Genomic DNA, 17,348 nt, shown 5'->3' with positions numbered 1-17,348 from the left:
CCTACCCCAGCAACGAAATGTCGGCAACGCCCAGGAACAGGCCGCGCAGCCGTGCCAGCAAGGCATAGCGGTTGGCCCGTACGTTGGCATCCTCGGCATTGACCATCACTGCTTCGAAGAATGCGTCCACCGGCTCGCGCAGGGCGGCCAGACGGGTCAGGGCTTCGTTGTAGCGACGCTCGGCAGCCATCGGCGCTACCGCATGGTCGGCCTGGGTGATGGCCGAGTACAGCGAGAACTCGTTGGCGTTGTCGAAGTACTTGGGCTCCACGGTAGCGGCGACCTTGCCGTCGGCCTTGCTCAACAGGTTCGAGACGCGCTTGTTGACGGCAGCCAGCGCGGCGGCTTCGGGCAACCGGCGGAACGCCTGGACCGCCTGCACACGCTGATCGAAATCCAATGCCGAACCGGGTTGCAGGGCACGCACCGAAAGATAAGTGGCCACATCGATGCCCTCGTCTTCGTAGCGAGCGCGCAGGCGATCGAAGATGAACTCCTGCACCTGCTCGGCAAGCCCGGCCGACTTGACCTGGGTACCGAAGGCCGAGACGGCGAAGCTCACGGCTTCGTTGAGGTTCAGGTCCAGCTGCTTTTCGATCAGGATGCGCAGCACGCCCAAAGCCGCGCGACGCAGGGCATAGGGGTCCTTGCTGCCAGTGGGCAGCATGCCGATGCCGAAGATGCCGACCAGGGTGTCAAGCTTGTCGGCGATGGCCACGGCCGCACCGGTCAGGGTGCTGGGCAGCTCGGCGCCGGCGCCACGAGGCATGTACTGCTCGTTGAGTGCCAGCGCGACGTCTTCGGGCTCGCCGGCGTTGAGCGCGTAGTAATAGCCCGCCACGCCCTGCATTTCCGGGAACTCGCCGACCATTTCCGTGGCCAGGTCGCACTTCGACAGCAGGCCTGCTCGCGTAGCGCGCTGGGCATCGCCACCAATGCGCGAAGCAATGTAGGCCGCCAGTTTGGAAACCCGCACGGCCTTGTCGTAGACACTGCCCAACTGCGCCTGGAACACCACGTTTTCCAGGCGTTTGTTGAAGGCTTCCAGCGGTTGCTTCTTGTCCTGGTTGAAGAAGAACTCGGCATCGGTCAGGCGTGGACGCACGACTTTCTCGTTGCCCTCGACGATCTGGCGCGGGTCCTTGCTCTCGATGTTGGCCACGGTGATGAAACGCGGCAGCAGTTTGCCGTCGGCATTGAGCAGGCAGAAATACTTCTGGTTGTCCTGCATGGTGGTGATCAGCGCTTCCTGCGGGACATCCAGGAAGCGTTCCTCGAACGAACACACCAGCGGCACGGGCCACTCCACCAAGGCCGTCACTTCGTCCAGCAGCGCCGGTGGGACGATGGCGCTGCCTTCCTGCTGGGTGGCCAGCTCGGCGGTACGTCGGGCAATCAGTTCACGGCGTTCGTGGGCATCGGCCAGCACGTAGGCCTTGCGCATGTCTTCGCGGTAGCCAGCAGGCGAGCTGATGCGCACGTTCTGCGGGTGATGGAAACGGTGACCGCGCGATTCACGCCCGGCCTTCTGGGCCAGGATCGTGCAATCGACGACCTCGTCGCCCAGCAGCATCACCAGCCACTGGGTCGGCCGCACGAATTCTTCCTTGCGCGCGCCCCAGCGCATGCGCTTGGGAATCGGCAGGTCGTTGAGGGAGTCTTCGACGATGGTCGGCAGCAGGCTGGCCGTGGGCTTGCCGACGATGTTCTGGCTGAAGCGCAGCTTGGGTCCGCTGCGGTCGATCTCGCTGAGATCCACTCCGCATTTCTTGGCAAAGCCCAGTGCGGCCTGGGTCGGCTCGCCTTCGGCATTGAAGGCGGCCTGCAGCGGCGGGCCGTCGAGATTGATGCTGCGGTCCGGCTGCTGGGTATCCAGGCCGGTGATCAGCACGGCCAGACGGCGTGGCGCGGCGTAGACGTTCTTGGCGCTGTAGTTCAGGCCGGCGGCCTGCAGGCCTTTCTCGATGCCGGCCAGGAAGGCGTCGGCCAGGGTGTTGAGGGCCTTGGGTGGCAGCTCTTCGGTGCCCAGCTCGACCAGAAAATCTTGAGCACTCATTGCGCAGCCTCCAGCTTGGCCAATACTTCATCTCGCAGATCGGGGGTCGCCATGGGGAAACCCAGCTTGGCACGGGCCATCAGGTAGGCCTGTGCCACGCCACGGGCCAGGGTCCGCACGCGCAGGATGTACTGCTGGCGTGCGGTGACCGAAATGGCGCGGCGAGCATCGAGCAGGTTGAAGGTGTGGGACGCCTTCAAGACCATTTCATAGCTGGGCAGCGGCAGTGGCTGGTCCAGTTCGAGCAGGCGCTTGGCCTCGCTTTCGTAGAAATCGAACAGCTCGAAGAGTTTGTCGACGTTGGCGTGCTCGAAGTTGTAGGTAGACTGCTCCACCTCGTTCTGGTGGAACACGTCACCGTAGGTCACCTTGCCGAACGGGCCATCGGCCCACACCAGGTCGTAGACCGAATCGACGCCCTGCAGGTACATGGCCAGGCGTTCCAGGCCGTAGGTGATCTCGCCGGTGACCGGATAGCATTCGATGCCGCCCGCCTGCTGGAAATAGGTGAACTGGGTGACTTCCATGCCGTTGAGCCAGACCTCCCAGCCCAGGCCCCAGGCGCCCAGGGTCGGCGACTCCCAGTTGTCTTCGACGAAACGGACGTCGTGCACCAGAGGATCGAGGCCGATGTGCTTGAGCGAGCCCAGGTACAGCTCCTGGAAGTTGTCCGGGTTGGGCTTCAGAACCACCTGGAACTGATAGTAGTGCTGCAGGCGGTTGGGGTTCTCGCCATAGCGGCCATCGGTCGGACGGCGGCTGGGTTGCACGTAAGCGGCATTCCAGGTTTCCGGGCCCACGGCGCGCAGGAACGTGGCGGTATGAAAAGTGCCGGCGCCCACTTCCATATCGTAGGGCTGAAGCACCACACAACCTTGCTCGGCCCAGTATTGCTGGAGGGCGAGGATCAAGTCTTGGAAGGTACGCACGGCTGGCGTAGGCTGGCTCACGAAATTCACCTGTTTCTAGGGCTGCGAATATAAAGAGCGGGAGTATACCGCGAATCCGCGGCGCCTCTACCCATGGAGCCCTAATGCCTCGCTGCTTTTGGTGTACCCAAGACCCCTTGTACCAGGCCTACCATGACCTTGAATGGGGCGTGCCGCTGCGCGAGGCGGGCGCCCTGTTCGAGTTGCTTTCGCTGGAAGGGTTCCAGGCCGGTCTGTCGTGGATCACCGTGCTGCGCAAGCGTGAACGCTATAGGCAGGTGCTCCACGGCTTCGACCCGCAACGTCTCGCGCAGCTCAGTGACGAGGAGATCGAGGGGCTGATGCAGGATCCGGGCATCGTGCGCAATCGGCTCAAAATCAACGGTGTACGCAAGAACGCCCGCGCCTGGCTGCAGCTCGAAGACCCGGTGGCTTTTCTCTGGTCGTTCGTCGGTGGGCAGCCGCGGGTCAACCATCGTCGCGATCGCAGCGAGATCCCCACTGAAACCGAAGAGGCCCGAGCCATGAGCAAGGCCTTGAAGAAAGCCGGTTTCACTTTCGTAGGGCCGACCATTTGCTACGCCTTCATGCAGGCCTCGGGGATGGTCATGGACCACACCCAGAATTGCGACCGCTACGCCGAGCTGGCCGGCTGAGGCTAGAATGGGCGCCTGGGCAATTAAGGAGTGATCTGTGGATAAGTTCAAAGGGGCGCTGATGGTCGGTGCCTTGCGGTTGTTCGCGCTGCTGCCATGGCGCACCGTGCAGTGGGTCGGCACGGCCATCGGCTGGTTGATGTGGAAGCTGCCCAACCGCTCTCGCGAGGTGGTGCGCATCAACCTGGCCAAGTGTTTTCCGGACATGGACGCTGCCGAGCGCGAGCGCCTTGCAGGACGCAGCCTGATGGACATCGGCAAGACCCTGACCGAAAGCGCCTGTGCCTGGATCTGGCCGGCCCAGCGCTCGCTCGACCTGGTGCGCGAGGTCGAAGGCCTGGACGTGCTCAAGGATGCCCTCGCGTCGGGCAAGGGCGTGGTCGGCATCACCAGCCACCTGGGCAACTGGGAAGTGCTCAATCACTTCTACTGCAACCAGTGCAAGCCGATCATTTTCTACCGTCCGCCCAAGCTCAAGGCGGTGGACGAGCTGTTGCGCAAGCAACGGGTGCAGTTGGGCAACCGCGTCGCGGCCTCGACCAAGGAAGGCATCCTCAGTGTCATCAAGGAGGTGCGCAAGGGTGGCCAGGTGGGCATTCCCGCCGACCCGGAACCGGCCGAATCGGCCGGGCTGTTCGTGCCGTTTCTCGGCACCCTGGCGCTGACCAGCAAGTTCGTGCCCAACATGCTCGCCGGCGGCAAGGCCGTCGGCGTGTTCCTGCATGCCGTGCGCCTGCCCGATGGCTCGGGCTACAAGGTGATCCTGGAAGCGGCACCCGAGGCGATGTACAGCACCGACACGTACACCTCGGTGGCGTCCATGAGCGCGGTGGTCGAGAAGTACGTGAGGGCCTATCCGAGCCAGTACATGTGGAGCATGAAGCGCTTCAAGAAGCGGCCGGCGGGTGAGGCCAGGTGGTATTGAGTTAGCGGCTGGCGTGGGGGCTTCTTCGCGGGCAGAGGGCTCAGCCGCCTGCCCTGCCCCCACAGGAAGCGGGGGTCAGAAGAAGCTCAGGCCGACGTGGAATAGCTTCTCGACGTCGCGGATGTATTTCTTGTCCACGACGAACAGGATCACGTGGTCACCGGCCTCGATCACCGTGTCGCTGTGCGCGATGATCACCTGGTCATCGCGGATGATCGCGCCGATCGTCGTTCCCGGCGGCAGGTCGATGGTTTCGATGGGCTTGCCGATCACCTTGCTCGAACGCGCGTCGCCATGGGCAATCGCCTCGATGGCTTCGGCAGCGCCTCGGCGCAGCGAATGCACACTGACGATATCGCCGCGCCGTACGTGCGCCAGCAGGGTACCGATGGTTGCCAGTTGCGGGCTCAGGGCGATGTCGATTTCGCCTCCCTGGACCAGATCCACGTAGGCCGGGTTGTTGATGATGGTCATGACCTTGCGCGCGCCCAGGCGCTTGGCCAGCAACGAGGACATGATGTTGGCTTCGTCGTCGTTGGTCAGGGCCAGGAAGATATCGGCCTGGGCGATGTTTTCTTCGAGCATCAGGTCGCGGTCGGAGGCGCTGCCCTGCAGCACCACGGTGCTGTCCAAGGTATCGGACAGGTAGCGGCAGCGCGCTGGGTTCATCTCGATGATTTTCACCTGGTAGCGGCTTTCGATGGCCTCCGCCAGGCGCTCGCCGATCTGCCCGCCGCCGGCGATGACCACGCGCTTGTTGCTCTGGTCGACCCGGCGCAGTTCGCTCATCACCGCACGAATGTCTTCGCGGGCCGCGATGAAGAACACCTCGTCATCGGCCTCGATCACCGTATCGCCGCGCGGCAGGATCGGCCGGTCGCGGCGAAAGATGGCAGCCACCCGTGTATCGACCTTGGGCATGTGGTGACGAATCTGCCGCAATTGCTGACCCACCAGCGGGCCGCCGTAGTAGGCCTTGACCGCCACCAGCTGCGCCTTGCCGCCAGCGAAGTCGATGACCTGCAGGGCGCCGGGGTATTCGATCAGGCGCTTGATGTAGTTGGTCACTACCTGTTCCGGGCTGATCAGCACATCCACCGGAATGGCATCGTTGTTGAACAGGCCGGCGCGGGTGAGATAGGCCGACTCGCGCACCCGGGCGATCTTGGTCGGGGTATGAAACAGGGTGTAGGCCACCTGACAGGCGACCATGTTGGTCTCGTCGCTGTTGGTCACCGCCACCAGCATGTCGGCGTCGTCGGCGCCGGCCTGGCGCAGCACTGTCGGATACGAGCCGCGTCCCTGCACGGTGCGGATGTCCAGACGATCGCCAAGGTTGCGCAGGCGTTCGGCGTCGGTATCGACCACGGTGATGTCGTTGGCCTCGCCGGCCAGGTGCTCGGCGAGAGTACCGCCCACCTGACCTGCGCCCAGGATGATGATCTTCATCCGTTACTCCCCGTCAGTGGCCGCTTACGGCGGCGATCTTGATCAGCTTGGCATAGTAGAAGCCATCGTGACCGCCTTCTTGTGCCAGCAATTGGCGACCATGGGTCTGCTTGATGCCGGCGCAAATGGAAAGGTCGAGCTCGCGGGCGCCGGGCGTGCGCGCCAGGAACGCTTCGATGACCTCGGTATTTTCCGTGGGCAGTGTCGAGCAAGTGGCATAGAGCAGCGTCCCGCCAACCTCCAGGGTCGGCCACAGGGCGTCGAGCAGCTGGCCTTGCAGCACGGCCAGGGCTGGAATGTCGTCTGGCTGGCGGGTCAGCTTGATGTCGGGGTGGCGACGGATCACGCCGGTGGCCGAACAAGGGGCGTCGAGCAGGATCCGCTGGAACGGCTGGCCGTCCCACCAGGCTTGGGTATCGCGGCCATCGGCCGCGATCAGCTGGGCTTGCAGCCCCAACCGTTGCAGGTTTTCGCGAACCCGGACCAGGCGCTTTTCCTCGAGATCGACCGCTACCACAGCGGCCAGGGTCGGTTCGGCCTCCAGAATGTGGCAGGTCTTACCGCCCGGCGCGCAGCAGGCGTCGAGTACCCGTTGACCGGGCTTCAGGTCGAGCAGCTCGGCGGCCAGCTGCGCCGCTTCATCCTGGACGCTGATCCAGCCTTCGCTGAAACCGGGCAGCCCGCGCACGTCACAGGCTTCTGCCAGGACGATGCCATCACGGCTGTAGACGCATGCCTGGGCGGCCACGCCTTGCTCGGCAAGCAGGCCCAGGTAGGCATCACGCGGGTGATGGCGACGGTTGACCCGCAGGATCATCGGCGGATGCGCGTTGTTGGCGGCACAGATAGCTTCCCACTGCTCGGGCCAGAAGGCTTTCAGCGATTTCTGCAGCCAGCGCGGGTGGGCCGTGCGCACCACCGGGTCGCGCTCGAGTTCGGCAAGAATCGCCTCGCTTTCACGCTGGGCTCGGCGCAGTACGGCATTGAGCAGCGCCTTGGCCCAGGGCTTCTTCAGCTTGCCGGCACAGCCAACGGTTTCGCCGATCGCGGCATGGGCCGGAACTCGGGTGTACAGCAGCTGGTAGAGACCGACCAGGAGCAAGGCATGCACATCGGCATCGGCGGCCTTGAAAGGCTTTTGCAGCAGGCGCTCGGCCAGCGCGTCGAGACGGGGCTGCCAGCGGGCGGTGCCGAATGCCAGGTCTTGGGTAAGCCCACGGTCGCGCGCGTCGACCTTGTCCAGCTCTCTGGGCAGGGAGCTGTTGAGCGAGGCCTTGCCACTGAGTACCGTCGCCAAGGCACGGGCCGCCGCCAGACGCGGGTTCATTGGCCCAGCACCGTGCCGACCACGAAACGATCGCGGCGGCTGTTGAACAGATCAGCAAAGCCGAGCGGCTTGCCCCCCGGCAACTGCAGACGGGTCAGGCGCAGGGCCTGTTCACCGCAGGCGATGGTCAGCCCGTCCTTGTCGACCTGGATGATTTCGCCGGGCCGGCCGCTGCCTTCGGCCAGTGCTGCGGCCAGCACCTTCAGCGCCTCGCCATTCAAGGTGCTGTGGCAGACAGGCCAGGGGAAAAACGCCCGCACCAGGCGTTCGAGTACCACGGCCGGCTGGGTCCAGTCGATGCGCGCTTCGTTCTTGTCCAGCTTGTGGGCGTAGTTGGCCAAGCTGTCGTCCTGCGTTTCGCCCTGCAGGGTAGCGGCGGCCAGGCCGGCAATGGCCTGGACCACGGCCGGTGGGCCCATCTGCGCCAAGCGGTCGTGCAGGCTGCCGCCGGTGTCGTGGGCGTCGATCGGGGTGCTGACCTTGAGCAGCATCGGGCCGGTATCCAGACCTGCCTCCATGCGCATCACGGTGACGCCGCTGTGGGCATCGCCCGCCTGGATCGCCCGCTGGATCGGTGCCGCTCCGCGCCAGCGCGGCAGCAGCGAGGCATGACTGTTGATGCAGCCCAGCGGCGGAATGTCGAGCACCGCCTGCGGCAGGATCAGGCCATAGGCGACCACCACCATCAAATCCGGTGCCAGCGCGCGCAGCTCGGCCTGGGCCTGGGGGTCGCGCAGGGTCGCTGGCTGCAGGACGGGAATGCCGTGCTCCTGGGCCAATTGCTTGACCGGGCTTTGCATGAGTTTCTGCCCCCGCCCGGCCGGGCGGTCAGGCTGGGTATAGACGGCAACGATGTCGTGCGAGGTGGCCAACAGGGCCTTGAGGTGTTCGGCGGCAAACTCGGGAGTGCCCGCGAAGACGATGCGCATGGAGTTCTCGCTGGTAGTGGGTCGGGGGCAAGCGCGGATGCTGTGGGCGCGGGGCTCGCCGGCCGCCCCGCGCCCACAGGGGGGGGAATCAGGCCTGCTGCTTGTGCAGTTTTTCCAGCTTTTTCTTGATACGGTCGCGCTTGAGGTTGGACAGGTAGTCGACGAACAGCTTGCCGTTGAGGTGATCGCACTCGTGCTGGATGCACACGGCCAGCAGGCCTTCGGCGATCAGTTCGTAGGGTTTGCCGTCGCGGTCCAGTGCGGTGACCTTGACCTTCTGCGGACGATCGACGTTCTCGTAGAAGCCGGGCACCGACAGGCAACCTTCCTGGTACTGGTCCATCTCGTCGGTCAGCGACTCGAACTCGGGGTTGATGAACACCCGTGGTTCGCTGCGATCTTCGGACAGGTCCATGACCACGATGCGCTTGTGCACGTTGATCTGAGTGGCGGCCAAACCGATGCCAGGCGCGTCGTACATGGTTTCAAACATGTCATCGACAAGCCGGCGAACGCTGTCGTCCACCACCGTGACCGGCTTGGCGACGGTACGCAGGCGCGGGTCTGGAAATTCGAGGATGTTTAAAATAGCCATATGCGTATGTGCTGCACTGTGAGGTAAAGTCGTTATTTCGCGTGAGCAGACATGATAAAGGGATTCACGGCATGAGGAAATCACTACTCGCCCTGCTGATGCTGGCAATGGCCGGCCTGGCGCAGGCGCAAGTGCAGCTCAGGGACGGCTACCCACAGCGCTACACCGTGGTGCGTGGCGATACGTTGTGGGACATTTCCGGGAAGTTTCTCAGCCAGCCGTGGCAGTGGCCACACCTCTGGCACGCCAACCCGCAGATCGCCAACCCGGACCTGATCTACCCTGGCGATTCGCTGGTGCTGGGCTTCGTCAACGGCCAGCCACAACTGATGCTCGAACGTGGCGCTTCGCGTGGCACCATCAAGCTCTCGCCCAGGGTCCGCACCACACCCGTGGCCGAGGCCATTCCAAGCATCCCGCTGGAATCGATCAACAGCTTCCTGCTCACCAACCGCATCATGGATTCGGCTGAACAGTTCAACGCCGCGCCCTACATCGTGGCCGGTAATGCCGAGCGCGTGCTCAGCGGCATGGGCGACCGTATCTACGCCCGTGGCGCATTCGACCCGGCGCAATCGGTGTACGGCATCTTCCGCCAGGGCAAGACCTACACCGACCCCGACACCCAGGAGTTTCTGGGGATCAACGCCGACAACATCGGGGGCGGCGAAATCGTCGCGACCGAGGGGGACATCTCCACCCTGGTACTGCAACGCTCGCGCGAGGAGGTCCGCCTGGGCGACCGGCTGTTCAGCGACGAACAACGTGCGGTCAATTCGACGTTTTTCCCCAGCGCGCCAGAGACGGACATCCGTGGTGTGATCATTGATGTACCACGAGGTGTTACACAGATCGGCAAGTACGACGTGGTCACCTTGAACCGCGGAACGCGCGACGGGCTGCGCGAAGGCAACGTTCTGGCGGTGTACAAGACCGGCGAAACAGTGCGCGATCGTATCACCGGCGAGCAGGTCAAGGTCCCCGACGAGCGTTCCGGGTTGCTCATGGTGTTCCGCACTTATGAAAAGCTGAGCTATGGTTTGATCCTCAACGCCAACCGCTCGCTGGCAGTGATGGACAAGGTAGGCAACCCGTAGCGCATACCGGCACCGGACATGACAGGGTCATGGCCGGTCGCTTTCCGATACTTTTGTGCACAGAGTTATCCACAGCTTGTCCAGCTGTCTGCGGGCCTGCCGATTCAAGGATGATCGGATGCCGCTTTTCGATACCGCTACACACGCCATTTCCGAACTCGAGGCGCGCCTGCGCTTGCACTTGCTCCCGGAAATCGGCTCGCAACGCTTCCACAAGCTTGTCGCGCACTTTGGCAGCGCACGTTCGGCGCTCGATGCGCCGGTCGTGCAATGGCGCGGTGCCGGTTGCAGCGACGCCAGCGCCCAGGCCCGCCGCGACCCCTGCATCCATCGCAACGCTGCGGCTGCAATGGCCTGGCTGGAGGGCCCGCACCAGCATTTGCTGATGTGGGACCAATCCGACTACCCCGCCCTGCTCAAGGAAATCGCCGACCCACCACCGCTGCTGTTCGTACGCGGCGATCCCAGTGTGCTGGAGCAGCCGCAGATTGCCGTGGTCGGCAGTCGCCGCGCCTCGCCGCCCGGCCTGGACAACGCCCGGGCATTCGCTCGCAGCCTGGCAGCGGCGGGATTTGCCATCACCAGCGGCCTGGCCCTGGGCGTGGACGGGGCAGCTCATCAAGGTGCACTGGAGGTGGGTGGGCATACCATCGGGGTATTGGGCACCGGTCTGGAAAAACTTTATCCACAGAAGCATCGCGCGCTCGCCCAGGCCATCGTCGAGCAAAAGGGCGCACTGGTTTCCGAGTTTCCCCTCGACGCGCAGGCGCAGCCGGGCAATTTTCCCCGCCGCAATCGGATCATCAGCGGCTTGTCCCTGGGGGTGCTGGTCATCGAGGCCAGCCCGGCCAGCGGTTCGCTGATCACCGCAAGGCTGGCCGCCGAGCATGGCCGCGAAGTGTGGGCGCTGCCCGGTTCGATTCATCACCCCGGCGCACGCGGTTGTCACCAGTTGATCCGCGACGGCGCGCAACTGGTCGAGACCATCGATCATATTCTGGAGGGGTTGCAGGGCTGGCAGCGTCTGCCACCGGTCACGCCGTTGGTGCCAGCCCAGGTCGCCGATCCGCTGCTGAAGGTGCTGGTGGCGGCCGCGCACACCACCGAAGGTTTGGCCGCGGCGCTGGGATGGCCACTGCCGCAGGTGATGGCGCAACTTACCGAGCTGGAGATGCAGGGGCGCGTGGTCAGTCAGGCGGGACGTTGGTTTGCACGGGCCAGCTAAGTACACTGGCGGCAGTCTTCAATGGGAGTGACAGCAGATGGTGAGCAGTTGGCGTGTGCAACAAGCGGCGCGCGAGATCCGAGCGGGCGCGGTGATCGCCTACCCTACCGAAGCTGTCTGGGGATTGGGTTGCGATCCGTGGGACGAAGAAGCGGTGTACCGCTTGCTGGCCATCAAGGAGCGCTCGGTCGACAAGGGCCTGATCCTGATCGCTGACAACATCCGCCAATTCGACTTTCTGTTCGAGGATTTTCCCGAAGAGTGGATTGATCGGATGGCCAGTACCTGGCCCGGCCCGAACACCTGGCTGGTGCCTCACCAAGGCCTGCTGCCCGAATGGATCACCGGTATTCACGATTCCGTCGCGCTGCGCGTGAGCGATCACCCGCAGGTACGGGAACTGTGTGCGCTGGTCGGGCCGCTGGTGTCGACCTCCGCCAATCGCCAAGGACGCCCGGCCGCGCGCAGCCGCCTGCGTGTGGAGCAGTACTTTCGTGGCGAAGTGGACGTCGTGCTGGGCGGCGCGCTGGGTGGGCGGAAAAGCCCGAGCGTGATTCGCGACTTGATCACCGGTGAAGTGATCAGGCCCTGAGGCCGGCGAGGGAGCCGCCTTGATGGGGCTCCCTGCCTGGTTTCACGGCAGCAGGATGGTCGAGCCCACCGTCTCGCGCGCGGCGAGCGCGGTCTGCGCCTTGGCGGCATCGCTGAGTGCGTACTGCTGGCTGACGTCGACCTTGAGCTTGCCGCTGGCGATCATCGCGAACAGCTCGTCGGCCATGCCCTGTACTGTACCGGGCACGGCATAGCTGGCCAGGGTCGGCCGGGTTACGTACAGCGAGCCCTTCTGCGACAGAATGCCCAGGTTGACCCCACTGACCGCGCCCGACGCATTGCCGAAGCTGACCATCAAGCCGCGCGGCTGGAGGCAGTCCAGCGAGGTTTCCCAGGTGTCCTTGCCAACACCGTCGTACACCACCGGGCATTTCTTGCCGTCGGTCAATTCGAGCACCCGCTTGGCCACGTCTTCGTGGCTGTAGTCGATCACCTCCCAGGCGCCCAGAGCCTTGGCCCGTTCGGCCTTGGCGGTCGAACTGACGGTACCGATCAGCTTCACGCCCAGCGCCGCCGCCCATTGGCAGGCCAGCGAGCCCACCCCACCGGCGGCGGCATGGAACAGAATGGTTTCGCCGGCCTCGACCTTGTAGGTCTGGCGCAGCAGGTATTGCACGGTCAGGCCCTTGAGCATCACCGCAGCGGCCTGTTCGAAGCTGATGCTCGGCGGCAGGTGCACGGCCATGGCCGCCGGCAGCACGTGCAGATCGCTGTAGGCGCCCAGGGGGCCACCGGCATAGGCCACACGGTCGCCGACCTTGAACCGGTCCACCTCGCTGCCCACCGCTTCGACCACGCCAGCGGCCTCGGTGCCCAGGCCCGAAGGCAGTGGCGCCGGGTACAGGCCGCTGCGGAAGTAGTTGTCGATGTAGTTCACGCCCACGGCGTGATTGCGTACGCGAATGTCCTGCGGGCCCGGTTGCCTGGGCTCGAAGTCGACGAACTCGAGGACTTCCGGGCCGCCGGTGGAACCGAACTGGATACGCTTTGCCATCTGCTCACTCCTGCTGTCGTTGGGCGAAGGCCTATCGGACGCCTTTGCTTGACCGGCGTCAACTGCCGCACGCGGTGAGCGATGCTATGCTACGCGCCGACTTGATCGCCGGTCAGGCGTGTTCCCAGGCCGCTGGCGGTATTTGCCCTTTTTCAAGGTGATGCCATGACTACCCGCACAGAGGCCGTGAAAGCCTATCTGCTCGATCTGCAGGATCGAATCTGCCACGCCATGCAGGCCGAAGACGGCGGCGCGCGCTTCGTCGAAGATGCCTGGACGCGCGCAGCCGGCGGCGGCGGGCGCACTCGAGTGATTGCCGACGGTGAGTTGATCGAGAAAGGCGGGGTCAACTTTTCCCATGTATTCGGCACGGGCCTGCCACCTTCGGCCAGCGCCCATCGACCGGAACTGGCCGGCCGCGGCTTCGAGGCACTGGGCGTGTCGCTGGTGATCCACCCGCGCAACCCGCACGTGCCCACCTCCCACGCCAACGTGCGGTTCTTCATTGCCGAAAAAGAAGGCGAAGAGGCCGTCTGGTGGTTCGGCGGCGGCTTCGACCTGACGCCCTACTACGCCCACGAGGAAGACTGCATCCACTGGCATCGCGTTGCGCAACAGGCCTGCGAGCCTTTCGGCGCCGATGTCTATCCGCGCTACAAGGCCTGGTGCGACCGCTATTTCCACCTCAAGCACCGGGACGAGCCGCGGGGCGTGGGCGGCCTGTTCTTCGATGACCTGAACGAATGGGATTTCGACACCAGCTTCGCGTTTATGCGCGCCATCGGCGATGCCTTCATCGACGCCTACCTGCCCATCGTTCAGCGGCGCAAGGCCATGGCGTACACCGCGCAGCAGCGTGAATTCCAGGAGTTTCGCCGCGGGCGCTACGTCGAGTTCAACCTGGTCTACGACCGCGGTACGCTGTTCGGCCTGCAGTCGGGTGGCCGTACCGAGTCGATCCTGATGTCACTGCCGCCGCAGGTGCGTTGGGGCTATGACTGGAAAGCGGCACCCGGCAGCGAGGAGGCGCGGCTCACCGACTACTTTCTGCAGGATCGCGACTGGCTGGCGCAGACCCCTACCCTTTGATTCAGGAAACGATTGGCATGGACAGTTACGTGGTTTTCGGCAACCCGGTGGGGCACAGCAAATCACCCGCCATCCACCGGTTGTTTGCCGAGCAGACGGGCCAGGCGCTGGTATACGACACACGGCTGGCGCCCATCGACGACTTCACCCGCAGTGCCTTGGGCTTTTTCGAAGCAGGGCTGGGCGCAAACGTGACCGTCCCGTTCAAGGAGCAGGCGTTCGGCCTGTGCAGCGTACTGACCCCGAGAGCGCAGCGTGCCGGCGCGGTGAACATGCTCAGTCGGCTGCCCGATGGCAGCCTGCGTGGCGACAATACCGATGGCGTGGGGCTGGTGCGCGACCTGGTCAACAACGCCGGCGTGACCCTGCAGGGCAAGCGTATTCTGCTGTTGGGTGCCGGCGGTGCGGTGCGTGGAGTGCTCGAGCCGTTGCTCGAACAGCGGCCGCTGTCACTGGTGATCGCCAACCGTACGGTCGAGAAAGCCGAACAGCTGGCGCAGCTGTTCGCTGACCTGGGGCCGGTGGCGGCCAGTGGCTTCGATTGGCTGGAGGAGCCGGTGGATATCATCATCAATGCCACTTCGGCGAGCCTGGCGGGCGATCTGCCGCCGATCGCCGCCAGCCTGATCGAGCCAGGCGTAACGGTCTGCTACGACATGATGTATGGCAAGGAGCCGACGCCGTTTTGCCGCTGGGCCAGCGAACACGGTGCGCGCCTGTCGCTGGACGGTTTCGGAATGCTGGTCGAGCAAGCGGCCGAAGCGTTCACCTACTGGCGCGGCGTGGCGGTGGATACGGCGCCGGTGCTGAGCCAGCTGCGCCGGGAGATGGCGGCGGGTTGAGTTGATTGAAGGGTGTCAGTGAAGGCCTCTTCGCGGTCAAAGAGCTCGCCGCCCGCGAAGAGGCCATGACTGACACCCATCAAATCAAAGCCCGTCAAATCAAAGCTTCGCGCGTACCGCCGGCAGGGCATCCTTGCCATCCAGCGTTTTCACACCCTCCAGCCACTTCTCCAACACCGCCGGATTGGCTTTCAGCCAGGCCTGCGCCGCCTGTGCGCTGGTTTTCTTGTTGTTGGCCACATCGGCCATGATGCTGTTCTCCATGTCCTGGGTGAACACCAGATTGCTGAGCAGCTTGCCGGTGTTCGGGCAACTCTCGGCATAGCCCTTGCGGGTCAGGGTGTGCACGGTGCCGGTCGAGCCGAAATACTTCTCGCCGCCGGTGAGGTACTTGAGCTTGATCTGCACGTTCATCGGGTGCGGCGTCCAGCCGAGGAAGACCACGAACGACTTCTTCTTCACGTTGCGATTGACCTCGGTCAGCATCGCCTGCTCGCTGGACTCCACCAGTTTCCAGTCACCCAGGCCGAATTCGTCCTTCTTGATGATCTCGGCCAGCGAGAGGTTGGCCGGTGCCCCTGAACCGATCCCGTAGATCTTCTTGCCGAACTTGTCGGCGTGCTTGTCCAGGTCGGCGAAATCCTTCACACCCGCGTCATACACGTAGTCGGGGACGGCCAGGGTGAACTCGGTACCATCCAGGTTCTTGGCGTACTGCACCACATCGCCGTTGGCCACGAACTTGTCGTAGAAGCCCTGCTGGGCCGGCATCCAGTTGCCGAGGAAGACATCCACCTGGCCATCCTTGAGACCGCCAAAGATGATCGGCACCGCCAGCGTGTCGATCTTGGGCCGGTAACCCATGCCTTCCAGCACCAGGCTGGTGAGCGCGTTGGTGGCGGCAATGTCGCTCCAGCCCGGGTCGGCCATCTTCACCGTCTCGCAGCGTTGTTCGTCGGCGACCGCCGTGGTCCCGGCAACCGCCAGCCAACCGGCGGCCAGGGCTGTGGATATCTTCATGGTGACCTTCATGCGACTTCCCCTCAGAGCTTCGAATGTTATGGGCAGGGTTGTGGATAACGTGCCTTGCGCTCCAGGTCGTCCAGGTCGATATGGTTGCGCATGTACTGCTGACTGGCGTCCACCAGCGGCTGGTGGTCCCAGCTCTTCAGCGTGCCTTGGGTCAGCGAGCCGGCCACGAAGCGGCGTCGGCGCTGGCTGGCGAGCACCTGTTGGTGTATCGCCGGCATGTCCCATTTGAGCCGGGCTTCACTCAGGAAAGCCTCGAACAGTGCCCGGTGCGGGGGTGACTGGCTCAGGTCTTCACGTTCGCGTGGGTCGTTGTCCACGTCATAGAGTAGGCAAGGGTCGACCTCGCTGTAGATAAATTTCATCGCGCCACGGCGGATCATCATCAACGGGCTGTGGGTACCTTCGGCCATGTATTCACCGAACACTTCGTCATGACCGCTTTGGCCCTGCAGGTGAGCCACCAGTGAGCGTCCGTCCAACGGCAAGCCGGGTTCCAGTTCGCCACCGGCTAGCTCGACGAAGGTCGGCAGCAGGTCGGCGGTAGACACTGCGGCCTGCACTCGCCCTGGCTTGAACTGCCCGGGCGCGCAAACCAGCAGCGGCACCCGCGCGGCCATCTCGAACCAGTGCATCTTGTACCAGAGGCCACGCTCGCCGAGCATGTCACCGTGATCGCCGGAGAAGACGATGATGGTGTCGTCGGCCAATCCGGTTTCTTCCAGGGTCTGCAACAGCTTGCCGACGTTGTGATCGATGTAGCTGCAGGCCCCGAAGTAGGCGCGGCGGGCGTCGCGAATCTTATCCACAGGCAGGGGCTTGTCCCACAGGTCATACACCTTGAGCAGGCGTTGCGAATGCGGGTCCAGCTCGGCCTGGTTCGGAACGTCCTGCGGCAGCGGGATGTCCTCGTCGCGGTACAGGTCCCAGAACGGCTTGGGAATGGTGTAGGGGTCGTGCGGATGGGTCATGGACACCGTCAGGCAGAACGGCCGATCACCGTCTTCGCGAATGTGATCGAACAGGTACTGCTGGGCCTTGAAGACCACCTCTTCATCGAAGTCCAGCTGGTTGGTGCGCACGCAGGGACCAGCCTGCAACACCGAGGACATGTTGTGGTACCAGCTGGGGCGCACGTCGGGCTCGTCCCAGTTGACCGACCAACCGTAATCGGCCGGATAGATGTCGCTGGTCAAGCGTTCTTCGTAGCCGTGCAGCTGGTCCGGGCCACAGAAATGCATCTTGCCCGACAGCGCCGTGCGGTAGCCCAGGCGCCGTAGGTAGTGAGCATAGGTCGGCACGTCGGCGGCAAAGTCGGCAGCGTTGTCGTAGGCACCGATCTTGCTCGGCAACTGGCCGCTGACCAATGTGAAGCGCGAAGGCGCGCACAAAGGGCTGTTGCAGTAAGCCGCATCGAAGACCACCCCGGTCTCGGCCAGGCGGCTGATGTTCGGCAGCTTGATCGGTGATGGCGCGTAGATCGGCAGCATGGGTGCGGCCATCTGATCGGCCATGATGAAAAGAATGTTCTTGCGCTTCATCGGCTCAGGGCATTCCATAGTGGAGATTAATGCGAAATTTCTGCCGTCCACCA

At 64.0% G+C, this 17,348-nt stretch carries 16 protein-coding genes; 7 read left to right on the top strand and 9 right to left on the bottom strand.

Features of this window, described 5'->3' with window-relative positions; translation table 11 throughout:
• Window position 1: 1 nt before the first annotated feature.
• Window positions 2-2,056 (bottom strand): glycine--tRNA ligase subunit beta, encoded by a 2,055-nt coding sequence (glyS, locus tag IFT98_RS14685; protein WP_122799669.1) that lies wholly within the window; start codon window positions 2,054-2,056, stop codon window positions 2-4.
• Entirely contained in the window at window positions 2,053-3,006 is a 954-nt protein-coding gene (gene glyQ, locus IFT98_RS14680; protein WP_043193756.1) for a glycine--tRNA ligase subunit alpha, read from the bottom strand. The genes glyS and glyQ overlap by 4 nt, the downstream gene beginning before the upstream one ends.
• Window positions 3,007-3,089: 83 nt before the next feature.
• Here glyQ and IFT98_RS14675 point away from each other — a divergent pair, with 83 nt between their 5' ends.
• Window positions 3,090-3,641, top strand: a complete 552-nt coding sequence (locus IFT98_RS14675; RefSeq protein ID WP_192050278.1) for a DNA-3-methyladenine glycosylase I — start codon at window positions 3,090-3,092, stop codon at window positions 3,639-3,641.
• Between the two features lie 37 nt (window positions 3,642-3,678).
• Entirely contained in the window at window positions 3,679-4,566 is an 888-nt protein-coding gene (locus IFT98_RS14670) for a lysophospholipid acyltransferase (RefSeq protein ID WP_192050279.1), read from the top strand.
• Between the two features lie 75 nt (window positions 4,567-4,641).
• Here IFT98_RS14670 and trkA read toward each other — a convergent pair whose 3' ends face one another.
• The 4 genes from trkA to def all read right to left on the bottom strand — a co-directional run bounded on the left by trkA (window position 4,642) and on the right by def (window position 8,866).
• Window positions 4,642-6,015, bottom strand: a complete 1,374-nt coding sequence (trkA, locus tag IFT98_RS14665; RefSeq protein WP_122480055.1) for a Trk system potassium transporter TrkA — start codon at window positions 6,013-6,015, stop codon at window positions 4,642-4,644.
• A gap of 13 nt (window positions 6,016-6,028) precedes the next feature.
• Window positions 6,029-7,342 (bottom strand): 16S rRNA (cytosine(967)-C(5))-methyltransferase RsmB, encoded by a 1,314-nt coding sequence (rsmB, locus tag IFT98_RS14660; RefSeq protein ID WP_192050281.1) that lies wholly within the window; start codon window positions 7,340-7,342, stop codon window positions 6,029-6,031.
• On the bottom strand, window positions 7,339-8,271 hold the full coding sequence (gene fmt, locus IFT98_RS14655) for a methionyl-tRNA formyltransferase (RefSeq protein WP_192050283.1): 933 nt from the start codon (window positions 8,269-8,271) through the stop codon (window positions 7,339-7,341). The genes rsmB and fmt overlap by 4 nt, the downstream gene beginning before the upstream one ends.
• 88 nt (window positions 8,272-8,359) lie before the next feature.
• Entirely contained in the window at window positions 8,360-8,866 is a 507-nt protein-coding gene (gene def, locus IFT98_RS14650) for a peptide deformylase (protein ID WP_192050285.1), read from the bottom strand.
• Window positions 8,867-8,937: 71 nt separating this feature from the next.
• On the opposite strand from def, the gene IFT98_RS14645 reads away from it, so the two are divergent.
• The 3 genes from IFT98_RS14645 to IFT98_RS14635 all read left to right on the top strand — a co-directional run bounded on the left by IFT98_RS14645 (window position 8,938) and on the right by IFT98_RS14635 (window position 11,780).
• Window positions 8,938-9,963 (top strand): LysM peptidoglycan-binding domain-containing protein, encoded by a 1,026-nt coding sequence (locus IFT98_RS14645; protein WP_122716106.1) that lies wholly within the window; start codon window positions 8,938-8,940, stop codon window positions 9,961-9,963.
• 118 nt (window positions 9,964-10,081) lie between these two features.
• Window positions 10,082-11,188, top strand: coding sequence for a DNA-processing protein DprA (gene dprA, locus IFT98_RS14640; protein ID WP_192050287.1), 1,107 nt, complete (start codon window positions 10,082-10,084; stop codon window positions 11,186-11,188).
• A 37-nt stretch (window positions 11,189-11,225) separates the two neighbouring features.
• Window positions 11,226-11,780, top strand: a complete 555-nt coding sequence (locus IFT98_RS14635; RefSeq protein WP_122480061.1) for an L-threonylcarbamoyladenylate synthase — start codon at window positions 11,226-11,228, stop codon at window positions 11,778-11,780.
• A gap of 42 nt (window positions 11,781-11,822) precedes the next feature.
• Here the strand turns inward: IFT98_RS14635 and IFT98_RS14630 are convergent, their stop codons facing one another.
• Entirely contained in the window at window positions 11,823-12,794 is a 972-nt protein-coding gene (locus IFT98_RS14630) for an NADPH:quinone reductase (protein ID WP_192050290.1), read from the bottom strand.
• Window positions 12,795-12,959: 165 nt separating this feature from the next.
• On the opposite strand from IFT98_RS14630, the gene hemF reads away from it, so the two are divergent.
• Both hemF and aroE read left to right on the top strand, forming a co-directional pair.
• Window positions 12,960-13,883: an oxygen-dependent coproporphyrinogen oxidase gene (gene hemF, locus IFT98_RS14625; protein ID WP_192050292.1), complete on the top strand. Its 924-nt coding sequence runs from the start codon at window positions 12,960-12,962 to the stop codon at window positions 13,881-13,883.
• A gap of 17 nt (window positions 13,884-13,900) precedes the next feature.
• Complete coding sequence (gene aroE, locus IFT98_RS14620; protein ID WP_192050294.1) at window positions 13,901-14,725, top strand: shikimate dehydrogenase; 825 nt, start codon at window positions 13,901-13,903, stop codon at window positions 14,723-14,725.
• A gap of 99 nt (window positions 14,726-14,824) precedes the next feature.
• Here aroE and choX read toward each other — a convergent pair whose 3' ends face one another.
• Window positions 14,825-15,745, bottom strand: coding sequence for a choline ABC transporter substrate-binding protein (gene choX, locus IFT98_RS14615; protein WP_122480064.1), 921 nt, complete (start codon window positions 15,743-15,745; stop codon window positions 14,825-14,827).
• A 38-nt stretch (window positions 15,746-15,783) separates the two neighbouring features.
• Window positions 15,784-17,295 carry a choline-sulfatase gene (gene betC, locus IFT98_RS14610; protein WP_192050296.1) on the bottom strand — a complete coding sequence of 504 codons (1,512 nt, stop codon included), beginning with the start codon at window positions 17,293-17,295 and terminating at the stop codon, window positions 15,784-15,786.
• Window positions 17,296-17,348 lie beyond the last annotated feature (53 nt).

The sequence above is a fragment of the Pseudomonas sp. CFBP 8770 genome, assembly GCF_014841705.1.
Lineage (GTDB): Bacteria > Pseudomonadota > Gammaproteobacteria > Pseudomonadales > Pseudomonadaceae > Aquipseudomonas.
Note: the sequence above shows the minus strand (reverse complement) of the source record. Positions and strands in the feature narration are given on the sequence as shown.